The sequence below is a fragment of the bacterium genome (assembly GCA_013360195.1).
Taxonomy (GTDB): Bacteria; Electryoneota; RPQS01; order RPQS01; family RPQS01; genus JABWCQ01.
The window spans coordinates 53,693-79,949 of record JABWCQ010000009.1; the positions used below are offsets into that span (position 1 = coordinate 53,693).

Below are 26,257 nucleotides of genomic sequence, written 5' to 3' on the forward strand. Positions count from 1 at the left end.
TTTACTTCGCCGAGCCTTCGTTCAGGATGACAACACGTTTGGGCGATTGTATTTCGCTTGGGTGCTTGACCCCCCTTAGTCCCCCCATAGGAATGGGGGGAAATCAAAAACTCATTTTCTTGTATTTGCTCTCTTTGTCGGAGAGCTTTTCTTTTTTGCGGCGGCGCGGTTGGCTGCTTCGACGGCGAGCATGCCTAATTCGCGAAGCGCGTCGTCATCTTCCAAATCCTCAGAAGACAAGGAGTAATAATGCATACGCATCTCGGGTTTGTCGTCGAACGGTGCGAATTGTTCCATCTTCCGCGACTCAAAGCGGGCGCGGTTCTGTTCATCCCCCTTCAGATAGACCGTCTCTCCATCTGTGAGTGCGAACATGCGGCCATTCAAATAGAAGCCCGCGCCGCCGAACATCCTCTTTACATTGATTTTGCCAAGTAACGAGAGGCGATCGGTGTAGTAGTCGAGGATGTCTTGGTTGAGGGACATGAGCGGAAAGTCAGAAGTATGAAGTCAGAAATCAGAAATGATTCCGGCGGGGAATCGCTTCGCTTAATCCCCGCTCGGCGAAATCGAATTGCTCCACGTGAAACACCGGCGTGGACGCTGGACCCTGCGACGCTGGCGCGAACGCAATAAAGTATCGGATCAATGCACGTGCCGAACGCCGCGCTTCGCAAACCAGTAGTTGATCGGCAGCGCAGCAATGAAACCCGCGACAAGCGCGAGCAGCATGCCGATCCAGAAGATGCCATCGGTCAAGTGCGCTTCCATCACGCCCGGTGTGTAGAATTCCGTCAATACCATCGCGGCTTCCATCACCAGAATACTCAAACCCTCGACAATCAAGACTTTCTTCGCCGCTTCCCCCAAGCTCATCCCTTGCTTCATCCACGGCACAATGCCCAAGGCAAAGCCGCCGATGAATCCCATAATCACCGCAAGCACAAAGGATGGGATATTTCCCAAATGCAGCGCGGTTGAGATAATCATGCCCAATACTTCACCGAGACCGCAGCCAAGCAGACAATGAAGCGTAGCGCTAATTGCGAATGGCCAGACATTTTCGCTCGTCTGTTCTTTTGCCTCCGCAGCGTGCGCGTGGCCGTGATGATGCTGATGATGTTCGTGATCCAATTTGCTTCTCCCTGTAGAAATGGATTATTAATCGCGGGCACAGCATGCTGTGCCCTTGCGACGCCGCACTCATCCTGCTATCGCGGGCGGAACGCCTTCCGCCCCTACACCTGAATCTTCCCGATTGGTTAGCACCTTGACCGCTTCCCATAGCAGCATTACTGCGAGCACAATTAACAAGAGCGCGACCCACGGCACGAAATTGCTCGGCAGCGCGAAGCCCGCTGCGCTGACAAATCCTCGAGAAACATATTGTAACAGGGCCCAGCCGCTCATGATGTACATGATGAGGGTGGGGATTCCCGCAATGGGCCAAACCCATTTTGCTTTGTAGGTGCGATGGAGCCAAACCGTTATCCCCAACAAACCAATCGCGGCGAGCAATTGATTGCTGGCTCCAAACAACGGCCAGAAGACGCGCCAACTCGGAATCACATTGCCGTTCGCATCCACGGCGGTCTGCATGACGAAGAAGAGCGGAATGAAGGCCGTTAACGCGGTCGCTGCATATCTCCCGAAGGTGTTTTGCCAGCCGAACAGCTCCTGCAGAATGTAACGACCGAGCCGCGTGCACACATCGAGCGTGTCATAGACGAAGGTCGTGAAGGCCATCAATCCGAACAGGACTCCGAAGCTCGCCGGAATGCCGAAGACTTCCATGAAACGGCCGAGTCCGAGCGCATAGATAAAATTGGGCTTGCCGCCGAGTCCGCTGACGGCTTCTTTCGAGAGAATCATTACACACGCAAGGGAGACCACGGCCACCATCGCTTCGAGCAGCATCGAGCCGTAGCCGACCTTCTTCGCATCCAGTTCGTTCTGCAACTGTTTCGAGCTGGTGCCCGAGGCAATAATCGAGTGAAACCCCGAACACGCGCCGCACGCGACCGTTATGAACAGAACCGGAAACAACGTGGCGACACCTGCGCCCTGCGGAATACTCCAGCCGATGAAGGCTGGATATTCAATATCGCTTCCGCTGAAGAGCACGCCGGCGGCTCCGGCAATCAACGCCGCGAAGAGAAAGAACCCGCCCAAGTGTCCCCGCGGCTGAAGCAAAATCCACATCGGCACAATCGCGGCGATGAAACAATATATAAGGAGAGCGACGACCCAGACTTTTTGCGCAGCTAGGTCGGAGATTCCGAACCAGCCGGCGATGTCAAGGGGAAGATATTGGCCGAACCAGATGGCCGCGCCGACCATCGGCAGAAAGATGAGCGTCGTCGCAAGCAGCGAGAGTTTCGTCCAACGCAAGATGAACGCCATGGCAATCGGCAGCGCGAGATAGAGCACGCTTGACGTGGCGATGCCCGCACCCCGCACGGTCTGACCGTTTTCGAGGGTGATGTTGCCAACAAAACTCGCGGCCACGATGTCGGTGAACGCGACAATGATATAGATGAGCGCAATCCAAACGAACGAAAGAAAGAGCAGATAGCTGCGGCGCGTCATGTGCTCGCGGACAACCTCGGCGATGGAGCGGGCTTTGTGCCGAATCGAGGCGACGAGCGAACCGAAATCATGAATGCCGCCGATAAAAATCGCGCCGAGCAAAATCCATAATAATGTGGGCAGCCAGCCGAACATCATGCCCGCGACAATCGGACCAACGATTGGACCTGCGGCGGCGATGGCCGAGAAGTGCTGGCTCATCAGGAAGCGCCAGTCAATCGGATCGTAGTCCACGCCGTCATTCAACTCGACTGCCGGTGTTTTCTTGTTTCCATCCAACCTCAACAGACGCGCGAGCAGATTGCCGTAGGTTTTGTAGGCAATCACAAGGAGCAGCGCGCTGGATAGGACGATGGTGAGGAGCAAAATGGAAAATGGAAATACTATGCGACTTTGATTACAACTTTGCCTCTTGCGTGTCCGGTTTCGAGATAGCGAATGGCGTCGGGGACTTCGGAGAGCGGATACGTCTTTTCAACGACCGGGCGGACTTTGCCAGATTCGATGAGCTCTTTGACGGCACTGAGTCTGCCCTTATCAGGTTTCGAGGCCACCATCGTCATCTTCCTGCCGCTGAACATGGAATGGAGCGGCGCCAGAAACATCGCATCGAGAAGCAGTCTGTTGCCACCGCCGGCCATGGCATAAATTCCGTTTGGTGCAAGCGACCGTTTGAAGTCGCTGATGGGATAGTAGCCGTTGACGCAGAAGATGGCGTCGTATTGTTTGCCGCTCTTGGTGAAATTCTCTTTGGTGTAGTCAATGACGTAATCTGCACCGAGCGAGCGCGACTGTTCGAGGTTGCGCGTGCTGCAGACGGCGGTGACTTCAGCTCCCAACGCTTTGGCGATTTGCACGGCGAACGTTCCGACTCCGCCGGCGGCGCCGTTGACCAAGACTTTTTGTCCCGGCTGAACTTTGGCAACATCGCGCAAACCATAATAGGCAGTCACGGACGCCAAGGGAACAGCGGCGGCCTCTTCAAAGCTGAGATTCTTCGGCTTGGCGACAAGATATTTTTCGCGCGCGCACTTGTACTCGGCAAATCCGCCCAAGTTTTCATCGAACACGTCGCCGAAGACTTCATCGCCGACTTTGAACTCCCGCACGTTCCTGCCGATCGCTTCAACAGTGCCTGCGACGTCGCCGCCGAGAATATTGATTTTAGGTTTTGTGAAGCCCATCATGAACCGCACCAAGAACGGGTCGGCGCGCAAGAGATGCCAATCGGCGGCATTCACCGAAGACGCGTGAACCTTGATTAAGACTTCGTCGTCCTTCGGCGTCGGCGTGGGGACGTCTTCATATTTCAGAACGTCGGGGGAGCCGTATTGAGAGAAGGTGATGGCTTTCATAGAACATTAAATAAAAAACGAATTAGAGTTTCTTCATGTAACTGATTTGGCGATCAACTTCTTTGAAGCCGAGCTTCTTGTGCGCTTCGTGACTGATATTGTTTTCGAGCAGCGCATCGCTGGCAAGTTCGAGCAATCCGTGCTCGCGTGCCCATTGCTCCGCGGTGCTCATCAACGCGGTGCCGATGCCCTGCCGCTGATAGTCCGGCTCGACATACCATCCTTCTATATAAAGGATGCGGTCGGACTCGCAGCCGTCGGCGCGATTGCACTGCTGTACTTCGAGAAAGGCGATGATGCGGCCGTCGTCGTTTTCCGCGAGCCAGACAATATAGCGCGGATTCAGCCACAGCCGTCCCACTTCTTCGCGATCCGGGGGCGGGTCCGGCCAAAGTTTGCAACGCAGTTCGTGCCAGACGAGCAGATCGAGCTTATTCAGGAGACGGATGTTCAATTTGGGGGTGTTTGTCGCCATTGCGGGTCTTGAAATCCACAACGGCGATACTCTATATTTGTTTTGTTCTGACCGCCTGAATATAATCAATCCACGGTGGCTCGAAGCCCATGGCGCGGAGTTCGGCGTTGATCTGTCCGCGATGATGGGGAGCGTGAAGGACGAGATGTGTCAGGATCTCGCGCACGGAGTTTGTGAACTCGTTGCCTTGTGAATTGGTGTAGGTCACCTTGCGATCGAGATCGTCGTCGGACATGCCGGTGAAGAATTTTTCCCAGCGGCGAGCGAGTTCCTGCTGCTGCTCCAGACATTCATAGAGTTTCCAATCCGGCCACACAAGATGATTGCGCGGATCGTTCGTCATGCGGTCGATCCAGAGATGCTCGGCGGCAAGATTGTGCGCAAGCCACGTCACGGCACGCGGCGGAGCGTCCACATGCGAAAGCATCTCTTCAATAATCTGCGAGTTTGCCCAGCGTGTGTAGTGCAGCAAGTGCTTGAGATCGGCAAGAGTCATGGTCGCACCAAAATGGAATCGAGCGTCGTCATCCTGTCTGCCGCGCAGGAAAGTCCAGGATGACGACACTCTTTAGAATGCTTAGTGTTTTGCGAGAATGGTATGCCAATCCATGCTGGCATCCTGCTGCTCGGGCAGCGCGCTCAAGTAAGTCCATAAGGCCGCGACGTCGACGCTGTCGGCAAGTTTGGTGAGACTTGTCGGCATGGCGAGCGTGTCCACCAGCGTGCCATCCGCACGAATTCCAGTCTTCATCAGATTCGCGAATGACTCGTAATTGTAGTGCTTCAAGTGCTTCGTCAGATTCGCCGCCGGCGGCCAATTGGGGTCGCCTTCGAACACCGGGCCGCCGCTGTAGTTCGGACCGTGGCAGCCGATGCAGGCGATTTCCGCGATATACTTTCCATACTCAGCGGTGACGGCAATTTCGGGACGCTTCGGACTCTTGAAGCTGTGGTCGGTCACGGCGGCCTCGTTGACCAGTCCCCCCTTCACCAACACCATTTTACCAATCGGGCCGAGCGCAAAAGGTTTGCGTTCGACGTCAACTTTCGGAGCAACTTTCAAATACGCATAAATAGCAGCAAGGTCTTCATCGGATATGCGATTCAGGTGAAAGCTCGGCATAATCAACATGCCGGTCTTATCGCGTTTAATTCCATGTCGTACGGCTAAATCAAGATCTTGAATGGAATAGTCCGCCGGCAATCCGCCTTTGCCGAAGGTGATATTGGGGGCACTGAAAAAGGCGAACGGCCCCATGTCCAACTCGTGTCCGCTCAAGTCGGGCATGTGGCAGCCTGCGCACGTCCCGACCGATGAAACCAGATAGCGTCCGCGTTCAATCGTTGCGCTGTCGCTCGGCACATAGATATTTTTGCCTTTGACATCCGCGTACGATTTGCTCATGATACTTCCGGCCTGCATGAAGATATAGCCGCCGTACATGACGACGATCAATATCAATATACCGGCCGCGATTCCGATCCACTTCAAAACGTTTTTCATCGTTTGTGTTCTCCCTCAGTTCTGTGAAAAGGTGCTTACTCCAAATAGTCGGGCGCTTGCTCCGACAACAATTCCTCCAATTGGAACGAGTGGCGTAATGGATGCATGACCGCGTGTTCGAGCATGGACTCAATTGCCATATCCACTCCCCAGCGCGACTTGTGCACCGCGTTGAACGCTTCTTCCGGAACGTTCGCGAGCGGCGTGCGCCACTTCTCGAGCAGATATTCCAGATATTCGTCGCACTGCTCTTCTACATCTTCGACTGCGGGCGCCGCGTTAATGTCCGGATCAGGTAATCCAAGCTTTTCGCACATCCATGTCATGTACCCGCGTCCCGCGCGAAGCACATGCACCAACAGATGGTCGAGGCTCTGGTAGTCCGGGTCTTCGGTTTCCGGCAGTTTGATCTCCGCAGACTTGGCAGCCCACCACAGGTCGAGAAAATCCTGCATGAACTGCTCGTGCATGAGCACACAGGCTCGCGCACCGCGGTAGGTATATTCACTTAATTCGGCCATGGTGCCTCCCGAAAGGGTCAGATTCCACCAATTTAGTCAAGCTTATAATATACTAAAGTTGAGTCTAAAAATGCGAGGCTGTTATTGAATTACGACCTGTTTTCTTTCTTGTCAGTTAAGTGCTTCTATTTGCACACTTAATACGGAGTGAGTTGTTTTGTCTTCTACAAACACAATATAAACAATTATTTATCTTTTGCGAAATGAATAAACCCCGGATCTCGCCGGGGTCAACAATACGAAAATCCTCAGGATTTTCAGTCAATCAGACCGGGCAACTCGCTCATTTCTTCGATGATGCGATGCACGCCAAGGTTGCGCAACCGCTCCCTGGAGGCATCGGTCTGGTGACGGGCACCCGTGAAACCCCAAACGGTCATGCCCGCAGAAAGCGCCGCCGTCGCGCCAACCACGGAGTCCTCGATTACGAGACATTGCGCAGGAAGGACATTGTTTTGCTCGGCGGCGTGCAGATAGACATCCGGGGCGGGCTTTGGGCGAGCGACCATGGAGACAGAGAAGATGTTATAACCACTGTGCGCTTTCGGAACAAACGGAGCGCCCGATGCGGGTGCCGCCGCGTGCATTTCGAAGTGATGCAGCAAGCCGACATGCTCCAACATCATTACGATTTCGTGCGGACTTGAACTCGATGCAATTGCTTTGGGCCAATGCTTGAGCCGGGCAAGCGTTTCGGCAACTCCATCAATCGCCTCGAGCTCTTCGTGGAACGCGCGCTCGACGCGAAGTTTCATCACATCACGAAACCCGGATGGCAAGTCCTTCAAGCTTTCGAGATATTCAGGAGAGCGCGTAGACAACCCCACGTAGCGGCGGATGTATTCTTCAATAGTGATGTGCTGACCGAACTCCGCGCGTGTTTCCACTTCGATGCGCGCGACCAACCACTCGCTGTCCACAAGTACGCCGTCGCAATCAAAGATCAGAAAATCCGGTTTCACTTCCTTCGCGTGTTTGAGTAGGCTGCCGAAATTGCGATGCCGCCGCGCGTGTTGAAATGGGCGATGACTTCAACATGAAGCGGTTTGACAAACCTCATAAAATCTTCGCCGATGTCCACCGCAAGATGTTCGTGGAAAACGCCGACATTGCGGAAGGTTTCGAGATAGAGTTTCAGCGACTTGGATTCGACGACGTATTTGTCGGGAGTATAGATGATTTCGATGTGTGCGAAGTCGGGCTGACCGGTGACCGGACAGAGGCAGGTGAACTCGGTGCAGTTGAGCGTGACCTCCATCTTCCCCGGCGAATGATTTGGAAAGACTTCGAGTTTGCGCGAGGCTTTGGCTTTCCTGCCGAGCGACTTCAGTAACTTTGTGTCGGATTTTTGTGTGGGCACGGGGGCGGTAAATTCGAAATTGAAGAGAACGCAGAAACGCGCCAAGCAGCGGAGCGCCCTGCTTTTGTTGCCAACTGATTATTTCAGCGTCCTTATTCCTGACTCTGACTGAAATACGAGGCCGGTGCGGCAGGCTCGCTGATCAGCTTCTTCAGATTGCTCAGCGCTTCTTCGGCTTCGTAGGGTTCGAGCTCCTGAAAAGCTGCGGGCAGTGAATTAAAGAGCAGCAAGCGCTTCTTGGTGACGATGCCAAGCTGTTTGGCGCCCGTGCGCGTGCTTGTGTACAGATACACGTGTTTCGGCCAGATGTTCAGATAGGCGCCGATGCGGGTCGCGGTATCATACGCATACACATCGTTCAATCCGGGGATTGGCAGAATCGCGCGCTCGACTCCTTCAAGCAGCGCATCAAAAGTCTTGCAAGCCTCGAGAGAATCCTTCAAGCCAACGAGTTTTTCCTCGGCTATCTTCAGCGAATCAATGGAACCTTTGCGGTGGTGTTTGCCGGGCTTGCCGTCAGACTTTGTTGCGCAAGCGGCGGCGCGAATCGCGGCCTCAAGCGAAGGCTGGCCGACATAGAATGCGAATTCGGCCTTCGACTTCGGGCGGCTCTCGGCAACATAATTCCTCACGACAGATTCCAGCACGGCGTCACTTAATACAGACATTTCTACCTACTTTCTATTTACCAATACAAAACTTCGAAAAGATTCTGTCCAGCACCTCTTCGCCGATGGATTCGCCGGTGATTTCACCAAGCGCGTTGGCGGCGTCGCGGAGATCGGCGGCCATCAATGTGGATTCGCTGAAAAGAGATTGTGCACGAACGAGGGCCTCGTTTGCCCGCCGAAGGGCATCGTGATGGCGCTGCTCGGTGATGATCAGGTCACCTGCGGTTTCAAGCTCTTCGGTGAACACGCGGGTCAGTTCTGTGAGCAACTCTTCCACTCCGCCGCCTGACAGCGCCGAAATGTGAAACACGCCGCTGTGTGTTGCAAAGGGGACGGCATACTCCGCGCGACTGAGGTCACTCTTATTATACACGATTAACGGAGTTTTGTTCGCGATTTCGGCCAGCATTTCCGGTCCGGGCAGGTCTCCGGTCTGACTATCAATAAGGAGAAGGATGAGATCGGCGCGACTCAGCGCTTTTCGCGTGCGTTCGATACCAATACTTTCGATTTCGTGCTCCGTGTCGCGCAAACCGGCAGTGTCCTGAAAGATGACTTCATGGCCGGAAAGCTCAAGATGGGCCTCGATAACATCCCGGGTCGTGCCGGGATGGGGTGAGACAATGGCGCGCTCGTCGCCAACAATCCGGTTCAGAAGAGTGGACTTTCCGGCATTCGGCGCTCCTACAATCGCCACGCGAAGTCCTTCGCGTTCGATTCGACCTCGGGCAAACGACGAGATTAGATGTTTGATTTTTTGCTGAAGCTCTAACAAATCGGTCTTTCGGGACTCCAAAGACTGGAAACTTACGTCTTCCTCGCTGAAATCCAGCTCAAGTTCTAACAATGCCAATAAATCCAATATCTTCGCGCGCATCTCCCGGACATGCTCCGAGAGCTTTCCGGACAACTGCGACAGTGCGGTGCGAGCAGAAGCCTCAGAACGAGCATGAATCAGGCCTGCCACGGCCTCGGCCTGGGCTAAGTCGAGCTTGCCATTCAGAAATGCGCGCTCAGTAAACTCTCCGGGGCGTGCCATGCGCACGTCCTGTGACAATATCAATTTTAATATGCGCTTAGATACAACATTCCCGCCATGACAGGAAATCTCAATGACATCTTCTCCTGTATAGGAATGCGGGGACTTAAAAAAGCTGATTAACACTTCGTCAATCAGCTCATTGTTATTATTGTATATGTATGCGTGCTTAACCGTATTTGGAGCTGTTTCCAGCCCCCCCATATTCCCCCCGTGAACGGAGGGAGACCCGAGGAGCCTTGCAACTTCCCACGACTTTGGTCCGGAAACTCGGATGACGGCGATGCCGCCAATTCCCGGTGGAGTGGCAATGGCGGCAATGGTGTCGGCGGGTGGGGTCACGGGCGAACTCAGAGCTTCCTGAAGTACATGCGCATCCGATCGGCCATTGCCGTTCGACGTGCGTCAAGAAAGTCGGAGTAATGTTCCGAGCTCATCTCGGTGATTCCATCAGGGATGCAATGAGCACGCAGATTCTCTTTCAATTCGTCAAGATCGTTGATGGCGCCATATGCCGATTGCCCCCGCGAGCAGGCTTCAAACAATGTAGAGAAATACTTGCTTGGTGCGAGATCTCCAATCGCAATATTTATCTCGCTCTGCGTGACTGCGTAGTTTGCAATCTGATTATAGATACCTTTTGATGCGCCCTCTTTCTTGAGGTAGTTCTTTGGAAAGATGTGGTGGTGGTCCCCACGATTAAGAATCAAATCCTGTACCGTGATGTCGCGCGACAGGAACCCTTTGTCGTTTAGCTTTACCTGTGCTGCGCGAAAAACGCGGAAAGCGGGCGAACTTGAAGACGAGGTAACCATCTCTTGCGGTAATTGCACCGACCAATATGAATCGGACAATGTTCCCGACATAATTGCCTCAATGTACTTGTGAAACCCCTGTTGTTCAAACTGGCGAACATCAAAATCAATGGTGCTTTCGGCGGAACCAGAATATCGCTGGGTTAGCATTGACAAGACAAACCACTTGCGAACGAAGGATTCAATCTCGGGTGCCGGCACGTTGTGCCTTCGCATCAAGAGATACAATATGTACGCGACATTGAGAGCGTTCTGAGATCCGACTAAGGTAGCGTCGACAAATCCCGCCGAGCGTATAATCATGACAAAGCGCTTGAAGTTTGTTTCGCTCATGAAGTTCTGTATGCCAGCCCTTAATCTCTCAAAGGATTCTTCTGCCACAGTCGCTTCGTATTGTTTTGTCTCAAAGTTTCTTCCAGACAGCAACGCTACCAAATCTTCAAGGCGGCCTCTACCAAACTCAGACGTATAGGCTACGCGCAACATATCCGTATATGCCGGATCGTAAATATCGTCACCTTCTTGCTTCAACCACGACATTTTCTGAAAATAGTCGGTTTTCGCAAACTCCTTGTCCTTGTCTGCAATAATTCCGTGGAACTCCGGAGCAACTGTTAGGTGACAGAAGTAATCAATTGCTTTCCGAAGGGTGTGCCCATCATACTGCTCGCTTGACGCAATCTTGGACATCGCAAAGTCCGCTTGGCTCAGCTCCGTTCCGGCTGAGTTTACTCGAATAAACACTTCCGTAACCGTTTCAATACCAAGATCGGCCTCGAGCTCTATTAAGCCAACTGAATTGTTGGTGATTTGGCGAAGGCCCTCCAAGCTCTTGAAGACTGCATCTTGCGACGCGCTCTCGTTTTTTTGGCAATATTCGTTGACAAGCGAAAACATACTAGCAGTTGGAGCAAAGACCTCTGCGATATCTGGCAACCAGCTTTTGTCCTTTTTGATGGCGGGATTTGTCACTTCAAATCTTCGCTCAATTGGGTGATACGCAATACGTATGCGCACAGTCTCATAGTCCTTGGTCACGACTTCACGTCCCAGCAAAGACGCCATTAAGGCAGTGACTCGCTGCTGCCCGTCAATAAGAATTCGCTTTCCAGCTGATTGCGTGCCATCCTTCAGTCGGACTGTTGGGTTTCGCCAGGCAATAAGGTAGCCAACTGGATAACCCTGCAACAGAGAATCTAAAAGGTCGCGAACCTTCGTTGCGCTCCACACAAACGGACGTTGGATTTCGGGAATCGCAATCTCTCCCGACTTGACCCAAGACAGAAGAGTATCAATGGGCTGTTGTGTTACAGAGTACTTCTGTTGTGGCATATCACCTACTTTAATCTCTTCTTTACGGACTCAATCTTCTCGATAAGCGAGGCGAGGTTCTTGTCGACATCGGCGAGTTTGGCTTCCTTCTCTTCGCGCCAGCCCGCCACCTGATCCGCAAATTCGTCTGTGCGCGCATTGGTTTCCATGTCGTTCAGGCGCGCAATCTGCTCTTCGAGCTTTACGCGAAAGTCGCGCATTTTCTCCAGTTTGGTTTCCCACTCGGCCAGCAGTCCGCTCGTGCGTTCCGTCCATTCTTCATATTGTTTCTTGCGTTCTGCGCGACCGCTTTCGATGCGCACCGCCGCGGCTTCCCACGACGCGTCGAGCGATTTGCGAATCTCGTCACGCTGTTCGCGCGAGAGTTCGGCGCTGCGCTGCCACGGACGAAGCTCTTTTATCTTTTTATGACAATCGAACGGATCGCCGCTCGCCGCAAGCTCCGCGCACTGCTGCATGTGCTCTTTTCCCTGCGCATAGTTTTCCTCGCGCACAGCTTTGCGGTGAGACCAAATCGCGTCGTCGGCTGTCTTCCACAATTTCCACAGCGCTTCGCGGTCTTTGGGAATCAGCGGGCTTTGTTTCTCTTTCGTGCCCGAAAACTCTTCGCGAATCGCCTTCATTTGATCGGATATCTTGTTGAAATCGTCGGCGAACTTCGCGTTGGGTCCCGCTTGCTGCAGCTCGATTAGACGCGCTTCGAGTTTGCCGCGCAGCTCCAGCGAGGCAAGCCGCTGCTCTTCGCGTTCCGAATTTTGCTGCGCGCGCGCGTCGTCGCACAACGCGCTGAACTCCTGCCAGAGTTTTTCGCGCTCCTCGTGCGGCAGCGGCTTCAGTGTTTTGAACAGCCCGCCGACGGATTTCGCGTGTTCGAAAAATTCCTTGTAGTTGCGCCTGCCGTCTTTCATGTGGCCCTGGTCGAGCTCACGAATGGCGGCGCGGATTTTGTCCAGATTTGCTTCCGCGGCGGCAGGTTCGGCGGCGACTTCTTCGGCGGTCGATGCCGGGCCGAGCTCATCAGTAGAAAAGGATTCCAGCGCGTCATTGTCCGTCGCCGGAGCTGAGTCGGGCTCGGTGTGTGACTGCTCTTCCGGAGTCTGCTCCGGGGTTTCGTTTTGGATCTCGTCGGGGTTCATGGTTGGGTTCGTTGCGGTGTGTATCTGTCTGTTTTTGCGTGTTTTGCGATAGTTGTGCTGTTCGCTTGACTTTCTCAAGCTCACTTCGTATGTTTCATCTGAAACAAGGCGTGCGATTTGCACGTATAAAGGTTGAATCGCCGCTGTCGCTGAAACCTGTACCTCATGGTACAGCTTGCTGAAAGGCTTAGGCGGTAGGGCGGTTTCAATTTTCGGCGCTTCCTTTTGGGGAGCGCCGTTTTTTTGCTTCCAACATCTTCCGAACGTCGAGTGTCCACAGGTTGAAGGCTGCGCGACTGCCCGTGTCAAAGGCAAGGTCAGTCTTGGCTAACTCAGCAACCTTTGACGCGAGTTCGATCTTGGGTTTTGAGGCACTAGGCAATTCGTGTCTGCCGTTGCGAATGAACGAGACGGCACCAATGAGTATGTCCACTATTTGAATCAACGATTCGTTTGATTCTCCGCTGGACTTGCGCGGTTCAACATTGGCAATCGCATTTGATCTCCCAACATCGCGTCGAAGCGCACTGTTCAAGGTTTTCTTCAGGACATCAAGTCGAAACGGATAATTGTTTGTCTTGTCGTCGAGCAAGACAAGCGCTTTCCCGGAGGGGTCTGTCTCAAGAATCTGCTTTGCAGCATTCAACAACAGGTGATGATAAACTTTGTAGAAAGATGTCTCGGTGTTTCCTTTGCCGTACTCATGGTATTCTGACACGCGAGTGTTTACAACAAGTGCGCGGAAGGTTACATGGTTAGAGTGCAGGTGACGAAAGAACCACTCTATCGACTCCAAATACAAGGGCAGATACCGATTGCTGACCTTGGTCCACTTGAATTCGCTATGCGGGTTGAGTTTGTGCGTTGCTTTCCACGTCAGAAATTCCTCGATCAGTAGCTCATAGTTTTTCGGGGGGATGATGAGCCCGCCGACAACCATGTAGTTGTCGTCTGTACTGCTTTCATCACAAATTATGATATGACTCATCGGCCAGACAAGAATCTATTCTTCGAAATAGTCTGAGTCGAGACGTTTGATGGTGTAAGTCGTAACGGTGCTGACGCCGATGTCGTGGTCTATCATGAGCTGGGCAAGTTCGAAGCCGTCCACCAAGACAACTTTCTTCTCGCCAATTCTTGTGACAAATTCCCGCGCATCTTTCGTGAACTGTGAGGTCGTAATAAATACACCCTTCTTCGCACCGTGGTAATCCAAGCTTCCAGAGAAGTCGCGCACCGATCCGGCTCCGACAACATTCTCCCAGCGTTTTGCTTGAACATAAATTATGTCCAAGCCAAGCTTGTCTTCTTTGATGATGCCGTCAATGCCGCCGTCACCTGACTTACCGACAACGCGCGCCGCTTCTTCAACTGAACCTCCGTAACCCATCCTTACAAGAAGATCAACTACAAGCTGCTCGAAGAAGCGCGGGGAACAGGATTTGACTTTCTCTATAAGTTCTGCTGCCAGAGTGCTTCGAACTTGGGTGTAACCACGGTCGATCTGTTCGTCGGGTGTAAGCTGATGGTCTGATGGTGGTTTTGGGCTGTCTTGCTCGTCGACCTTCGTTTTTTCTCTTGCCTTGCCCTGCCACGCCACGAATTCTGGAAACTGTCGAAGCACTGCGATATCAATTTGCGGAGGGTTTGAGCTCAGCAACTCCTTGCCTCGCGCAGTAATCTTGTATGTCGCGCGCGCAGGTCTATCAACAAGTTTGGCGTTCATCATGTATTGCAGCGCCCAATGCACTCGCCCGCCAAACGCTGGCGTTCCACTCTTCACAAGAAGGACCAGTTCATCGTTTGTCAGGTCAAAATGCCTTGCCATCGCAGCAACAAGATCGCTTTTGCTAAACTCAATACCTCGTTGCATGTGTTTTAACAACGGCAACATTATGGATTCGTAATCTGGTAGTGCCATGTGCGATGCGGTGTTGGTTTACGCTTTTCGTCCGTGGGGTGCTCTGAATAGATCCTTCATTTCGTTCAGGATGACAGCGCGCTTGAAATCTCTGCCCCGCCCGGGCGGATCGCCATCCGCCCCTACATGAGCCGCCCGGGAACAAATGTTAGAGCCGCGTCGTGTAATCATTGAAGCGCCAGGCACAAAGGCTGAACCGCTGCGGCGGCATGGCCAAGCCGGTGGGCAAAACAAATGTCTGGCGTGTCGCTTTTACGGCGTCCTGCAAACACAGGCGCCGTTTTTTTGTGCGTTCGGGCGGTGCGGCACCCGGGCACAACATGTTGTGCCCCTACTTCTTTATCTTCTTCTTCGGCTTGTCTTCCACCACCACCGCCGAGCCGAAATTTTCCGGCAATTTGATGAAACGCTGTTCAACTATCGCCAACACATTGAAGAGTGTGTAATACAGCGAAAGCCCGCTGGGGAAATTGTTGAAGAGCAGCACCATCATCACCGGCATGATGTAGAGCATGGCCTTCTGATTCGGATCCGTGAGCGTGGCCTTCGACATGAAGAACTGCGACACGCCCATCACGATCGGCAGCAAGCCGACGCCGCTGCCGTAGAGCGGAATCGAAAACGGCAGATGAAACATGAAGTCGGGCTGACTCAGGTCCGATATCCAACCGAAGAAGGGCGCCTGACGAAACTCGATCGTGCTGCGGAACACGATGAACAGCGCATAAAGAATCGGCATCTGCAGCAGCATCGGAATACAGCCCGCAGCGGGATTGGCGCCGCGCTCTTTATAGAGAGCCATCATGGCCGCGTTCATCGCCTGCGGATTCTTGGCGTGCTTTTCTTTCAGCGCTTCAATCTCAGGACGCAGCGCCGCGAGCTTCTTCATCGCAATCTGCGACTTGCGCGTGAGCGGCCACAGCAGCACCTTCACCAATATCGAGAAGATGATGATGACGATGCCGTAATTGGATATGAACTTGCCCAGGAATTTCAACAGCCACAACGTGGCCAGCGAGAACGGCTTGACGATGCTCCAGCCCCAGTTCATCGTGTTCTCGAGACCGACACCATAAACTTCGAGATTCTCCTTGTCAATCGGCCCCCAATAAACCTGCACCCGGCTTTCGAGCGTCGCGCCCTCCCACGGCATGCGCAGGCTTGCATCATATATATGTGGGACGGTCTTTTCACCGGCAACCCGCGTGCGGCCGAGCAAATCCGCTCCGGCGGCCGGGCTGCTGGGAATCATCGCGGCTATGAAGTATTTCGAGCGCGCGGCAACAAACGGGGTCCGCCCGGTCGCGGAGAACTCCACCTTGGGATCGCTGCCAAGCTGGGAATTCTCGAGCTCTTCACCCACCATCGCGTAGGCTCCGCCGAACTCGTGATCTGATGCAGGATCCGGTTCGGTTGTGGGAACCCCGCCCTGCCACGTCAGTTTATATTCGCGGGTGTCGGGTGTGGAGTAGCCGTTGGCGCGAATGACGAGGTCGAATCCATATCGTTCGCTGTCAACAATATAATAAACAGTTAGTTTCTGACCCGCCGGCGAAGTGTAGTTCAGCTCGAGCGAGTCGCGGCCACCCAGGACCGCCAGTCGTGACCTGCTGGGTTCGAAGTAAAGTCCCCGCAGCGTGCTGATGTTTCGCGGTCCGAGATCAATATCCCAAGTGCCGATGGCCGAATCCTTTGCAGTTGCCATCGCATGAAGGTTGACTGAAGGACCAGCTTTGAGCTTGTAATCATTGAGTATGTAACTTGTCGGACGACCATCTGAGCCGATCCACAGCTTATACTTTGGAGTCTCGATTTCGACCAGCTCCGAGGTGTAGGGTTTGACCGGGGCTGCCGAATCCACGACGGCGGCGACCGTGGCGTTTATTGTATCCGCAGGGGCGGACGTTATCGCCTCGGTACCTGATGACTTGTCTGTTTTTTCAGGGCTTGACTGCTCAATGACGGTTTCTGCCTGCTGATTTGCCGGAGGAGGCGGCATCAGCCATTTGTTGTACACGGGCATCAGGATGATTATGATGCCAACAATAATCAGTGCGATAATGGTGTTGCGATCAAACACGGTGTTCTTTTTTAAGTTGTTGTTCCCTTTGACTCTGGAACTAAGTCCACGCCGCCGGGATGCCAGGGGCCGCACTTCGCGACCCTGCGAATTGATAGTGCAAGTCCTTTGACAAATCCTTTTTTATTAAGTGCTTCGATGGCATATTCCGAACATGTCGGGGTAAACCGGCAGCGCCCGCCCAAATGGGGGCCAAGCGTAACCTGATACGCACGAATCAGCTGGATCAACAGCCAGGACACAATAAAATTGGAAATTTGAAATCGGAAAGAAGCAAGACGGACTACGAAAGTTTGGAGAGCAGGGCGCGAAGCCTGACCTCAAAATCAGTCCAATCGGTCACGGGCTGGCGGAAGAGTGCGAAGTAGTGTCCACCCTCCGCCCACAGCCCCTTGTTCAAGCGGTAAAACTCCTTCAGCCTGCGGCGATGGTAGTTGCGGACCACCGCAGTGCCGACTTTGCGCATGGCAGCACAGCCCAGTTTTCGGCCGGGCTGCCCGGGCAAAAAAAAAGAACCAGCTCCGGAAGTGTCCGTCGCTGGCCCAATTTGCGAACCTGTTCCAGCTCCGAACGGCCCGACAGGCGCTCGGAAGATGGAAACTTAGCTTCGTTCATCCGAGACAGTCAGGCGTTTGCGGCCCTTGGCGCGACGGCGAGCGAGTACAGCCCGGCCGTTTTTTGTGGCCATACGCTCGCGGAATCCATGACGATTCTTGCGGCGGCGCTTCGATGGTTGGTAAGTTCTTTTCATGGCTCAGACTTCGGTATATGTGTAATTCTTCAATTCGATTGCAGGCGAACCTGTAAAATAGACAAATCAGGCGATATTGGCAACCGCCCACGCCGCACGATCGCACACAAGATAATGTCTAAATCATTGTTTCTTATTATCTGTCACCAGGATTTAGAGAGGCCATCCTTGATTATCGGAGGCTTGCGGTGCGAATCGGTCACGTGTTCTTAAAAGCTGTGACGGTTCTTCTCCTGTTCCACTACAGGCAGTATGACGTGTCCGGCCTGCGCGCAGTCGAGCACAATCGGATGCGATTGACGGGTCAGAGAAGTGCGAGATTTTTTGCACACGGCAAGAGTTTCCAATTTTCCTTGTGCATAAAAACAGGGAAAATTTCGCCGCTTGCCTGAGTATAAGTTGATATAGCCTCCTCTGGGACTGTTGCCTCTCTAACTTGATCGACGGTTAAGGTATCAGAGCACGAATTAACAACTCTCTAACGATTGTAAGTGCGAGTAAAAAGAGGAGTTATTCTCGTTGACAATCGGTGTGGATGTGTTATATTATGAGCCCGCTGAGTGAGGTTCGGGGGATAAACCCTCACACGATGCGGAGTTATCCTCCGTGCTTCTCTCCACTTTTGCAACTATATTCTAATCTCGCCTATGGCTTCTGTTGCAACGCCGCCAGCCGCTGAATTATGGTCGTCGATTATGTCGGCGGTGGCGCCCTCGGTCTCTGAGACCACATTCAGTTCCTGGATTGAGACCCTCAAGCCCGAAAAGCTTGAAGACCGCGTACTTACTCTGCTTGCTCCCTCAAAATTTCACCGCGAGTTCGTTGAAGAACATTTTGTCCCGGGCCTCGAAGCCGTGGCACTTGAAAACACGGGCGAACCCGTGCGTGTGCGCATTCGCGTTCAGGGAGCCGGCGAAATACCGCGCCAACGAAATCTGAAATTCACCACCACTGCGCCCGCCAAGCATCCTGAGAACGTGCCGGCCAACGGACACTCGGTGAGCGCGGCGGAACTTGCGGCCGAGGCCAATCTCAATCCTCGCTACCGCTTCGAAAATTTTATTGAGGGAGACTGCAACAGCTTCGCGCGCGCCGCGTGTTTGGCAATCTCTGATTTGTCACGGCCTACGCTGTGGAATCCGCTGCTGATTTACGGCGGCACGGGATTGGGCAAAACACACCTTCTGCAGTCCATCGGCAACCGGGTGCTGTCCGTGCGCCGCTATGACGGCATCCGAGTTAGATATGTCTCATCCGAACGCTTCACGCAGGATTTTATTCAATCTGTAAGAACGCAGCAGGGATCGGACTTCACCGACAAATACCGCAATGTCGACCTGCTGCTCGTGGACGACATTCAGTTCTTTGCCACGAAAGAGCGCACGCAGACCGAATTTTTTCACGCCTTTAACGCGCTGCATCAAAGCGGACGCAGGATCGTGATGACCTCGGATCGCCCGGTGCATGAACTTGCAGGATTTGATGAACGTTTGATTTCGCGTTTCGATTCGGGACTTGTGACGAATGTCAATCCTCCGACCTATGAGACACGTCTGGCAATTTTGCAGGACCGCGCAAAATTTGAAAACTTCCCGCTGCCGCTCGATGTTGCAGACCTATTATCTACACACATTACCAGCAATGTAAGAGAGCTCGAAGGCGCATTTGCAGCTCTCGTGGCGCACTGTCAATTCGGCAGAGTGCCAGCAACGCTTGAGCTTGCACAGCGAGTTATTCAGGAAAAAACCGGAAAGCGCACGGGACGGCCGCCGGTGGAACTGATTCAACAAACGGTGGCGGACTATTTCAGAATCAGTCAGGACGCGCTGCGGGGAAAAACGCGCAAAAAGGAAATCGCGTACGCACGCATGATCGCGATGTATTTGATGACGGAATTGACCGAGCATTCTCTCAAGACTATCGGCGGATTCTTCGGCGGGCGCGATCATTCAACCGTTATACATGCGCGGGATACCATCACTGAGTTGCGCAAAACGGATGAGGTGCAAACCGTTGCCGCATTAAATGATCTTGAGCGCAGGCTCTCACTCGGTCCGATTGTGCGCACAAGTATGTGAATAGCTGTTGGCAACTCCGCGAATTGTTTACTCGCGGAGTGAATGACGGGGGATGATTGGCGGGAAATTGGGGACATTGCAGAGTGAGGGGACAAGTGACATCAACCGTGCACTCGGTTATGCAGATGACAGAGTAACTGAAAACCAAGAGCTAAGGACAGTTGTCCACGAATTCACGGTCTCTGTTACGACTACCAATTTCTTTTAATCTTTTCTCTTTATTATCAGACTCAGAAACCTTTCATGAAATTCTCCGCACCACAAAGCAGCTTAGCGGCAGCACTCGCGCCGCTCTCCACCGTTGTTCCGCAAAAAAGCCCGATGCCCGTGCTGTCCCACTTTCTGGCGGACCTGAAGGGCAATACGCTTACGCTGACGGGCTCCGATATTGAAGTCACGATGCAGACTGAAATTGAAGTGCAGGGTCAGAAGGACGGAAGAACGCTGCTGCCGTCGCGCAAGTTTCTCGATCTCATGCGCGGACTGCCCGATGTGACGGTGTCAATCGAAGCGAACAAAGAGCATCGTATCACGATTACCGATACGGAAGGCAAGAAGTATCAATGCGCCGCTGAATCGGTCGACGTCTATCCGCAGGTTCCGCAGCTTTCTGAAACCACAACCTTCAAAATGCCGCGCAGTCGTCTGCGCCGCATGATAACGAAAGTTCTGTTTGCCGTGTCACGGGATGAGTTGCGGCCGCAACTGACCGGCGTATTTTTGGAACTTTCCAAAGACCATTTCCGTCTCGTTTCGACAGATGGTCACCGTCTTGTAAAGATTGGAACGAAGTCCAATGGCTTCAAGGGTGATACGCATACGGCGATTGTGCCGGCCAAAGCGATGCAGGCGGTTCAGCGCATTGCCGAGGGTGAAGGGGACATTGAAATCGGATTCGCCGGGTCACAGCTTGGATTCCGTGCCGGCAACACGACGTTGATTACGCGCTTGATTGAGGGACGATATCCGAACTATGATGCAGTCATTCCGACCGAGAATAAGCAGGTGCTGACGGTAGGACTTGACCAACTGACGTCGGCAGTGCGCCGTGCCAATATCTTCTCCAACGAAATTTCGCGGCAGATTCGCGTTCACTTGGAAAAGCAGCAAATGCAGATCAAGGTTGAGGATATAGAGCAAGGCAACGAGGGCTTTGAGACTATCGCCTGTGAATTCACCGGTGACCCGATGGACATCGGCTATAACGCGAGCTACGTGGAGCAAATGCTGCGGCAGATTGACACTCCGGATGTGCGATTCGAGCTTGGCTCATCTACCTCCGCGGGAATTGTCCGCCCCACTGAACAGGAAGAAAATGAAGACCTGCTGATGCTGATCATGCCGGTGCGCCTTAGCTGACGCCGCGGCAGAGACTCGTTCGAGAACATTGGCGGGATTAATGCAACCCCCGGCGTGCGGCGTCGGGGGTTGTGCGTTTTCCAGCGTGGACGCTGGACCCGTTGCGCTTACGCAGTGCTTCAAAATTGAGCAGTGAGCTATTGTAAGAACAGAAGTGAAGTCGTAAATTAAGTGTTGGATAGTCAGGAGTCTGTTGCCCAAACCAACCCCTATGAAACCCACCCCCGTTCACAAAGCTGTTGAAGCGCTGCTGCGCGACAAGAAGTACCAAAAAGGGCTGCGGCTGGCGCTGATTGAGGAGCGCTGGGCCGAAATCGTGGGCGAGCAGATCGCCAAGTACGCCCATGTTCAAGGCCTCGAAAAGGGGCGGCTGTTGATTCAGTGCGATCATGATGTTTGGCGGGCAACGCTGCACCATACCAAGCCCGAACTGCTGGGACGCATCGAACAGGTGGTCGGGAAGGGGATTGTGAAAGAGATATTCCTCAACTGAATACAGACTCGCGTAATTGCATATGAAAAGGGAGAAACGGATGAAAAAAATCGCCATACTCGCTGCGATCTTGTGCGCGGCTCTGATTGTCACCTGCTACACGAACCCCGAAACAGGACGCAAGGGGCTGATGCTAATCAACTCGTCTCAGGAGGCGCAACTGGGGCTTTCGGCCTTCAATGACATCAAGGCCAATACGCCACGCACGAACAATCCCGCCGAACAGGAGCTGGTTGAAAAGGTCGGACGGAACATCTCTTCGGTTGTGAATTTGCCCAATGCACAGTGGGAATACATCTGCTTTCGCTCAGAAGAACCCAACGCATTTTGTTTACCGGGCGGCAAAATAGGCATCTATACGGCCATTCTGCCCATTACCAAAAATGAAGCGGGACTTGCCGCGGTGATGGGACATGAAGTGGCACATGCCACCGCACGCCACGGCGGAGAGAGAGTAAGCGAACAGCTTCTGATGCAGCTCGGCGGTGTCGCGCTCGATATCGCGCTGGCCGACAAGCCCGAAGAAACCCGGCAGATTGCCATGCTCGCCTATGGTGCAGGCACAACATTGGGACGCACGCTGCCGCATTCCCGAGGACAGGAGCTTGAGGCCGACCGCATGGGACTCATGTATATGGCGCGCGCCGGATACGATCCGCGGGAAGCCGTCGAGTTCTGGAAAAGATTTAAGAGCTACAAGGGTGAAGGCGGTGCCGTGCCCGCGTTTCTTTCCACACATCCGACGGATGACCGCAGAATCAAACAGCTCGAAGAGCTGCTGCCCGAAGCCATTGCCGAATTTGAAAAGAGCGGAGGCCGCAGTTCAGACACAGAGGTGCCGTCCGCGCCGCGCAAAGGCAGCCGGAGGGGCGGGTGATGAAAAATATTCTTGCCTACTCTGCGCTCGCCCTCTTCGTCTGGCTCTTTTGGCCGTCAGCGGCCGCCGAGACCATAGATGTACCGCTGCTTGCAGCGCAGGCGCCGCCCGTGTCCGGCGATGTGAGCCTTGCCGCGCTCGATCTGCCGTGGCTGCATGTCGTCGTCGAAACGAAATACGCCTGGATATATCAGAAGTCCACCGGCAAAGCGTGGGTGACGAAATCGCGGGACGACACGACTCGTGTCAACGTCGGCGAGTTATGCATTCAACTTGACTGCTATGCCCAGCACAAGGCCTGCGAGTCCGATACGTCCTATATCGAAATACAGGAAATCAAACGGCGCGTCGCGGTGAAAAAGAAGCTCGCCACCGTCAGCGCGTGGGCCAACAACCCGGCGCTTGAAAAAGTCACCGTCGAAATGATGCCGTAGTTCATGCAAACGTTGATTTGAAAACAGAAAGGGGAAAAATGAAACACCTGAACTTCGTACTGCTCATCATCCTTATTGCAGCTTCCGGCGCGCGCGCGCAGTGGGACTTCGGCAATGCCGTGCAAGTTGCATTCGCGACACCGCCGCTGACGAAAAATCTCGCCGTGGATGCGGACGGCAATGCGCACACCGCGTTCCGTAACGGCAGCAATGTTCGCTACTACGTGCGCAATGAAGCGACCGGGCAGTGGTCGGCGCCGGAGACGGTGACCGATTCATCTTCGGCGGGACAGATTGGCGAAATTTCAATCGCCTGGAATCCCGACACACAACAACCCGTTATCGCTTTTCAATCCGATGCGCGCATCTGGTTTGCGGCACGACAAGCTGGCGGTACGTGGTCGCGCACGATGATGGGAGACTCAACCGAAGATGCATACTCTCCCGATGTCGCAGTGAACTCCGTCGGCACAATCTATGTCGTGTATATTACCGACGACGAAGGCGACTATCAGCTCGAATACGGCTACTACAACGGCCTGACATGGGAGTTCAATGACATCGAGGCGGAAATCGGCGACTTCGGATTGGGAGCCGCGCCGCGCATTGCCGTGGATGAACAGGATGCCGGACACGTGGTCTTTCGCGGCGGAAATTTTTCCGGCTACAACGCGCAGCATGCCACCAACGAAGCAGGCGGCAGCACCGATTGGATAGTCACCGGATTGGTCGTGCCGCACGCAGAAAGCTATCCGGGTGACATCTCCGTGGACGGTGACGGCGGTGTGCATTGCGTGTCGAGCGGCAGCGAGGGCTTCGGCATTCCGCGTCCTGTGTATTATCATTATCGCTCGCCCGTGGGTGACTGGACTTTCGGCACAGCAGCTTCCGGGACCAGCAATGCCGGCGAGCCGGTTCTCGCGCTCGACGGAGCCGGAAATCCGCATGTAATGTGTCTCGAAATCAGCGGCAACTTCTACACCGGAACATTGTTCTATTCCTCTTCGCTTGGTAATTGGCAGACGCAAAATGTCTATGGCAGCACAGATGGCGCGGTCGGTTTTGCGTTGGACGGCGAAGGATATGGCCGGGTGCTAATTCCCTCCGTGGATGGTTTCGTTTATTATCTGGAAAGCGATACGGCCATCGGCGAAATTGGAGCGCCCGCACCCGAACTGACGATCACGCCACCGCTCATAGATTTTGATTCGGTGGAAGTCGGACAGGACAGCATCGTGCAGGTTGAATTGCGTAACACCGGCAACGCGACGCTCACAATTTCAGATTTTGTAGTCTCCGGCAATGGCTTCGCAGGTCCGCCGCAATGGATTGTGGTAAATCTTGAAGCCGGCGCGTTCATGACGACCGAAGTGCAGTTTGCTCCAACCAGCGAGCGCGACTACGAAGGCTTTGCCACGGTGACAAGCAATGCGTCATCGAGCCCCGACACCATTCCTTTGCAGGGCATCGGCTTTGTCATCAGCGACGCACCCGACATTCCGCTCCCGCTTGCATTCGAGCTGAAACCGCTTTACCCCAATCCGTTCAACGGTGCGGTGAATGTTTCGTTTACGTTGCCGCGCGCGAGCGATGTGTCATTGAGAGTGTTTGACGTCTTAGGCCGCGAAGTAAGCACACTGTTAAGCGGCTCAATGAGCGCCGGACTTCACATGGCCCAGTGGAATTGTGCGGAATGTGCGGCGGGAATTTACTTGTTCAAGCTTGAGGTTAGCGGGGCATCCGCAGCGGATGCCGCCGCGTTTGTGCAGAAAGCGGCATTTGTGAAATAGATGTCCTGGGATTGGAACACATTTCTAAAGTTCGCGGGAATTCTGCTCCTGCTGATTGCCGTCGAGAAAATCGGCAAGTGGCTGCTGCATGAATGGAGTCCCGGTGACACGGCCGTTCCCACAATCATTCTGCGCGTGATTTTGTTTTGCGTGGTGCTTATTGTGATTTGGCTCTGGCTGCCTAAACTTTTCTAAGATGGAAAACAAACTCGTCATCGCGGTTGTTATCGGAATCGCTTTTGCAGCATGGGCACTGCTGGAGCTGTGGTGGTGGTTCGGCCGCAGTTGGTCCCCCGGCGAAGATCTCAAAGACGAAATGGTTCGGCAATACGGCGCGGCGAAAACGTGGCGCTATCTGTTCCTCTTCGTCATGGTGCTGCTTGTGGTCTGGGTTCTTGCCACAAGCGGCTGGGCACCCGGCTGATGCGCCGATCCCCCCTCGGGTCGAGGGGATACTCCGTACTCGAACTAACAAGAAGCGACCCCCCCGGGTCGCTTTTCTACATTGTGCGTTGTCGCCGACCTGTATTATTGCACCGCCGTGCCCAATGGGTCTGCAACCACCCCCGTGTTGCCGTGATCGGTGGCAACGACTTGAATCTCGTAACTCTCTCCGTTATTGACGGGAGTATACGAAAACGAGGAGAAATTCTGTCCGTCCGGCAAGATCATGTAGTCATTTCCCGAAGGATCAATCAGCGCCGCGGATATGGCCGCAACGCTGCCGAAATTTTGCGCGGGATACGCGCCGTAATCTATCTCATACACCGCCAACGCCTTGCGAAAATGGTCAACATCAGCAACCGCCGCCGTGATATATGCGCGATCCTGCGATGCGAGAAAGCGCGGGACCGCAATCGTGGCAATAATGCCGATGACCACAATCACGACCAGTAACTCGACAAGGGTGAATCCGCGTTGGTTCCGCATAGCACTTTCTCCTATCTTGAGCTTCACCGATTCCGTTTGCAAGGGAAATGCCATCCCATTCACCAGTAAAAACAACCTTGAAGAGAATCTGTCGGACCCGGACTCAAGGCGTCCTGCGGTATTTTGCGAGTGCAGCTTGCCACTCGGTAAACCAAGTGGCAAGAGTAGCAGGCTATCTGAAGGGGGTGAGGGGCAATGATGGTGGCTTAGCCTTCGTCATCCGCCGTCGTGCTGGACGGGCTGGCGACGACCGGAGTGTTCTTGCGGTCGCGTGCGTGCAGGACAATCGTGTACCCTTGTCCATCCGCATCCGGCATATAGGTAAATCCCGTGATTTCAGTCTCCGATGTCAGGCGCAGATACGGCTTTCCGTCCGGGTCGCGCAGGCCCTGAACCAGTTCATGCGGGTTCCAAACCGTGTCCTGCGGAAATTGGCCGTAGTCCACTTCAAATGCGGCCAGGGCACGCCGGAATTGATTGGCGTCCTGAATGGCCGAAGCCACCAAACTGCGGTCACGTAGAGTTGCTAAGTGTCCAGAAATCAAAGATATAAAAACGACCGTTGCGGCCAGTCCCACCCAAATCTGGGTCGTGCGGGTCTTCGTAAGTTGTTCGTGATTCTGCGCCATTGCTGTTGTTTGATTTGCCCCATTCGCTCTAGTCTACTAACTATATTCGCAATATCTATTCCCCCGCTCGTCAGTTGTAATAAAAGGTTGAAAATTCGTATATTTATCGGATTTAGGT

The 26,257-nt window shown here is 53.8% G+C and carries 30 protein-coding genes; 8 read left to right on the plus strand and 22 right to left on the minus strand.

The window, feature by feature from the left end; translation table 11 throughout:
* Positions 1–111 precede the first annotated feature (111 nt).
* From HUU59_08040 to rpmH, 20 genes are all read right to left on the minus strand, one after another.
* Positions 112–486, minus strand: a complete 375-nt coding sequence (locus tag HUU59_08040; GenBank protein NUO19379.1) for a TfoX/Sxy family protein — start codon at positions 484–486, stop codon at positions 112–114.
* Between the two features lie 159 nt (positions 487–645).
* Positions 646–1,134, minus strand: a complete 489-nt coding sequence (locus HUU59_08045; GenBank protein ID NUO19380.1) for a DUF4396 domain-containing protein — start codon at positions 1,132–1,134, stop codon at positions 646–648.
* Positions 1,135–1,203: 69 nt separating this feature from the next.
* Positions 1,204–2,958 carry a carbon starvation protein A gene (locus tag HUU59_08050; GenBank protein NUO19381.1) on the minus strand — a complete coding sequence of 585 codons (1,755 nt, stop codon included), beginning with the start codon at positions 2,956–2,958 and terminating at the stop codon, positions 1,204–1,206.
* 14 nt (positions 2,959–2,972) lie between these two features.
* A complete protein-coding gene (locus tag HUU59_08055) occupies positions 2,973–3,944 on the minus strand; it encodes an NAD(P)-dependent alcohol dehydrogenase (GenBank protein NUO19382.1) in 972 nt (323 codons plus the stop codon).
* A gap of 22 nt (positions 3,945–3,966) precedes the next feature.
* Positions 3,967–4,419 (minus strand): GNAT family N-acetyltransferase, encoded by a 453-nt coding sequence (locus tag HUU59_08060; protein NUO19383.1) that lies wholly within the window; start codon positions 4,417–4,419, stop codon positions 3,967–3,969.
* 31 nt (positions 4,420–4,450) lie between these two features.
* A complete protein-coding gene (locus tag HUU59_08065; GenBank protein NUO19384.1) occupies positions 4,451–4,984 on the minus strand; it encodes a DinB family protein in 534 nt (177 codons plus the stop codon).
* A gap of 12 nt (positions 4,985–4,996) precedes the next feature.
* Positions 4,997–5,923 (minus strand): cytochrome c, encoded by a 927-nt coding sequence (locus tag HUU59_08070; protein NUO19385.1) that lies wholly within the window; start codon positions 5,921–5,923, stop codon positions 4,997–4,999.
* Between the two features lie 35 nt (positions 5,924–5,958).
* A complete protein-coding gene (locus HUU59_08075; GenBank protein NUO19386.1) occupies positions 5,959–6,444 on the minus strand; it encodes a hypothetical protein in 486 nt (161 codons plus the stop codon).
* Between the two features lie 257 nt (positions 6,445–6,701).
* Positions 6,702–7,406: an HAD family hydrolase gene (locus HUU59_08080; protein ID NUO19387.1), complete on the minus strand. Its 705-nt coding sequence runs from the start codon at positions 7,404–7,406 to the stop codon at positions 6,702–6,704.
* The gene (queF, locus tag HUU59_08085; protein ID NUO19388.1) at positions 7,403–7,804 is read right to left on the minus strand and encodes an NADPH-dependent 7-cyano-7-deazaguanine reductase QueF; all 402 of its coding nucleotides are present in this window, start codon (positions 7,802–7,804) and stop codon (positions 7,403–7,405) included. Before queF ends, HUU59_08080 begins: the two co-directional genes overlap by 4 nt.
* Positions 7,805–7,896: 92 nt before the next feature.
* Positions 7,897–8,472 (minus strand): hypothetical protein, encoded by a 576-nt coding sequence (locus HUU59_08090; protein NUO19389.1) that lies wholly within the window; start codon positions 8,470–8,472, stop codon positions 7,897–7,899.
* A gap of 13 nt (positions 8,473–8,485) precedes the next feature.
* The gene (gene mnmE, locus HUU59_08095; protein NUO19390.1) at positions 8,486–9,856 is read right to left on the minus strand and encodes a tRNA uridine-5-carboxymethylaminomethyl(34) synthesis GTPase MnmE; all 1,371 of its coding nucleotides are present in this window, start codon (positions 9,854–9,856) and stop codon (positions 8,486–8,488) included.
* A gap of 8 nt (positions 9,857–9,864) precedes the next feature.
* Positions 9,865–11,661 (minus strand): DUF262 domain-containing protein, encoded by a 1,797-nt coding sequence (locus HUU59_08100; protein NUO19391.1) that lies wholly within the window; start codon positions 11,659–11,661, stop codon positions 9,865–9,867.
* Between the two features lie 5 nt (positions 11,662–11,666).
* Entirely contained in the window at positions 11,667–12,797 is a 1,131-nt protein-coding gene (locus HUU59_08105) for a hypothetical protein (protein NUO19392.1), read from the minus strand.
* Between the two features lie 205 nt (positions 12,798–13,002).
* Entirely contained in the window at positions 13,003–13,785 is a 783-nt protein-coding gene (locus tag HUU59_08110) for a DUF3800 domain-containing protein (GenBank protein NUO19393.1), read from the minus strand.
* A gap of 15 nt (positions 13,786–13,800) precedes the next feature.
* Positions 13,801–14,718, minus strand: coding sequence for a restriction endonuclease (locus HUU59_08115; GenBank protein NUO19394.1), 918 nt, complete (start codon positions 14,716–14,718; stop codon positions 13,801–13,803).
* Between the two features lie 331 nt (positions 14,719–15,049).
* On the minus strand, positions 15,050–16,798 hold the full coding sequence (yidC, locus tag HUU59_08120) for a membrane protein insertase YidC (protein NUO19395.1): 1,749 nt from the start codon (positions 16,796–16,798) through the stop codon (positions 15,050–15,052).
* A gap of 11 nt (positions 16,799–16,809) precedes the next feature.
* Entirely contained in the window at positions 16,810–17,040 is a 231-nt protein-coding gene (gene yidD / locus HUU59_08125; protein NUO19396.1) for a membrane protein insertion efficiency factor YidD, read from the minus strand.
* 41 nt (positions 17,041–17,081) lie between these two features.
* Positions 17,082–17,264, minus strand: coding sequence for a ribonuclease P protein component (locus tag HUU59_08130; protein NUO19397.1), 183 nt, complete (start codon positions 17,262–17,264; stop codon positions 17,082–17,084).
* A 135-nt stretch (positions 17,265–17,399) separates the two neighbouring features.
* On the minus strand, positions 17,400–17,549 hold the full coding sequence (gene rpmH, locus HUU59_08135; protein NUO19398.1) for a 50S ribosomal protein L34: 150 nt from the start codon (positions 17,547–17,549) through the stop codon (positions 17,400–17,402).
* 647 nt (positions 17,550–18,196) lie between these two features.
* Between rpmH and dnaA the strand changes: the two genes are divergently transcribed.
* The 8 genes from dnaA (at position 18,197) to HUU59_08175 (ending at position 25,004) form a co-directional block, all read left to right on the plus strand.
* Positions 18,197–19,627 (plus strand): chromosomal replication initiator protein DnaA, encoded by a 1,431-nt coding sequence (gene dnaA / locus HUU59_08140; GenBank protein NUO19399.1) that lies wholly within the window; start codon positions 18,197–18,199, stop codon positions 19,625–19,627.
* Between the two features lie 243 nt (positions 19,628–19,870).
* Positions 19,871–20,986, plus strand: a complete 1,116-nt coding sequence (gene dnaN, locus HUU59_08145; GenBank protein ID NUO19400.1) for a DNA polymerase III subunit beta — start codon at positions 19,871–19,873, stop codon at positions 20,984–20,986.
* A 193-nt stretch (positions 20,987–21,179) separates the two neighbouring features.
* Positions 21,180–21,479 (plus strand): DUF721 domain-containing protein, encoded by a 300-nt coding sequence (locus tag HUU59_08150; protein NUO19401.1) that lies wholly within the window; start codon positions 21,180–21,182, stop codon positions 21,477–21,479.
* Positions 21,480–21,519: 40 nt separating this feature from the next.
* On the plus strand, positions 21,520–22,356 hold the full coding sequence (locus tag HUU59_08155) for a M48 family metallopeptidase (protein NUO19402.1): 837 nt from the start codon (positions 21,520–21,522) through the stop codon (positions 22,354–22,356).
* A complete protein-coding gene (locus HUU59_08160; GenBank protein NUO19403.1) occupies positions 22,353–22,790 on the plus strand; it encodes a hypothetical protein in 438 nt (145 codons plus the stop codon). The genes HUU59_08155 and HUU59_08160 overlap by 4 nt, the downstream gene beginning before the upstream one ends.
* A gap of 38 nt (positions 22,791–22,828) precedes the next feature.
* Entirely contained in the window at positions 22,829–24,580 is a 1,752-nt protein-coding gene (locus HUU59_08165) for a T9SS type A sorting domain-containing protein (GenBank protein NUO19404.1), read from the plus strand.
* Positions 24,581–24,775, plus strand: a complete 195-nt coding sequence (locus HUU59_08170) for a hypothetical protein (protein ID NUO19405.1) — start codon at positions 24,581–24,583, stop codon at positions 24,773–24,775. It begins immediately after the preceding gene.
* Position 24,776: 1 nt separating this feature from the next.
* On the plus strand, positions 24,777–25,004 hold the full coding sequence (locus tag HUU59_08175; GenBank protein ID NUO19406.1) for a hypothetical protein: 228 nt from the start codon (positions 24,777–24,779) through the stop codon (positions 25,002–25,004).
* A 104-nt stretch (positions 25,005–25,108) separates the two neighbouring features.
* Here the strand turns inward: HUU59_08175 and HUU59_08180 are convergent, their stop codons facing one another.
* Both HUU59_08180 and HUU59_08185 read right to left on the minus strand, forming a co-directional pair.
* Positions 25,109–25,510, minus strand: coding sequence for a prepilin-type N-terminal cleavage/methylation domain-containing protein (locus HUU59_08180; protein NUO19407.1), 402 nt, complete (start codon positions 25,508–25,510; stop codon positions 25,109–25,111).
* Positions 25,511–25,716: 206 nt separating this feature from the next.
* Entirely contained in the window at positions 25,717–26,139 is a 423-nt protein-coding gene (locus tag HUU59_08185; GenBank protein NUO19408.1) for a hypothetical protein, read from the minus strand.
* Positions 26,140–26,257 lie beyond the last annotated feature (118 nt).

Excerpts from the sequence above, each read along its gene's own strand:
- HUU59_08040 (NUO19379.1), bottom strand. The coding sequence starts at position 486 with ATGTCCCTCAACCAAGACATCCTCGACTACTACACCGATCGCCTCTCG.
- HUU59_08055 (NUO19382.1), bottom strand. The coding sequence starts at position 3,944 with ATGAAAGCCATCACCTTCTCTCAATACGGCTCCCCCGACGTTCTGAAA.
- HUU59_08060 (NUO19383.1), bottom strand. The coding sequence starts at position 4,419 with ATGGCGACAAACACCCCCAAATTGAACATCCGTCTCCTGAATAAGCTC.
- HUU59_08070 (NUO19385.1), bottom strand. The coding sequence starts at position 5,923 with ATGAAAAACGTTTTGAAGTGGATCGGAATCGCGGCCGGTATATTGATA.
- HUU59_08075 (NUO19386.1), bottom strand. The coding sequence starts at position 6,444 with ATGGCCGAATTAAGTGAATATACCTACCGCGGTGCGCGAGCCTGTGTG.
- HUU59_08090 (NUO19389.1), bottom strand. The coding sequence starts at position 8,472 with ATGTCTGTATTAAGTGACGCCGTGCTGGAATCTGTCGTGAGGAATTAT.
- HUU59_08100 (NUO19391.1), bottom strand. The coding sequence starts at position 11,661 with ATGCCACAACAGAAGTACTCTGTAACACAACAGCCCATTGATACTCTT.
- HUU59_08105 (NUO19392.1), bottom strand. The coding sequence starts at position 12,797 with ATGAACCCCGACGAGATCCAAAACGAAACCCCGGAGCAGACTCCGGAA.
- HUU59_08110 (NUO19393.1), bottom strand. The coding sequence starts at position 13,785 with ATGAGTCATATCATAATTTGTGATGAAAGCAGTACAGACGACAACTAC.
- HUU59_08115 (NUO19394.1), bottom strand. The coding sequence starts at position 14,718 with ATGGCACTACCAGATTACGAATCCATAATGTTGCCGTTGTTAAAACAC.
- HUU59_08130 (NUO19397.1), bottom strand. The coding sequence starts at position 17,264 with ATGCGCAAAGTCGGCACTGCGGTGGTCCGCAACTACCATCGCCGCAGG.
- rpmH (NUO19398.1), bottom strand. The coding sequence starts at position 17,549 with ATGAAAAGAACTTACCAACCATCGAAGCGCCGCCGCAAGAATCGTCAT.
- dnaA (NUO19399.1), top strand. The coding sequence starts at position 18,197 with ATGGCTTCTGTTGCAACGCCGCCAGCCGCTGAATTATGGTCGTCGATT.
- dnaN (NUO19400.1), top strand. The coding sequence starts at position 19,871 with ATGAAATTCTCCGCACCACAAAGCAGCTTAGCGGCAGCACTCGCGCCG.
- HUU59_08155 (NUO19402.1), top strand. The coding sequence starts at position 21,520 with ATGAAAAAAATCGCCATACTCGCTGCGATCTTGTGCGCGGCTCTGATT.
- HUU59_08165 (NUO19404.1), top strand. The coding sequence starts at position 22,829 with ATGAAACACCTGAACTTCGTACTGCTCATCATCCTTATTGCAGCTTCC.
- HUU59_08170 (NUO19405.1), top strand. The coding sequence starts at position 24,581 with ATGTCCTGGGATTGGAACACATTTCTAAAGTTCGCGGGAATTCTGCTC.
- HUU59_08175 (NUO19406.1), top strand. The coding sequence starts at position 24,777 with ATGGAAAACAAACTCGTCATCGCGGTTGTTATCGGAATCGCTTTTGCA.
- HUU59_08180 (NUO19407.1), bottom strand. The coding sequence starts at position 25,510 with ATGCGGAACCAACGCGGATTCACCCTTGTCGAGTTACTGGTCGTGATT.
- HUU59_08185 (NUO19408.1), bottom strand. The coding sequence starts at position 26,139 with ATGGCGCAGAATCACGAACAACTTACGAAGACCCGCACGACCCAGATT.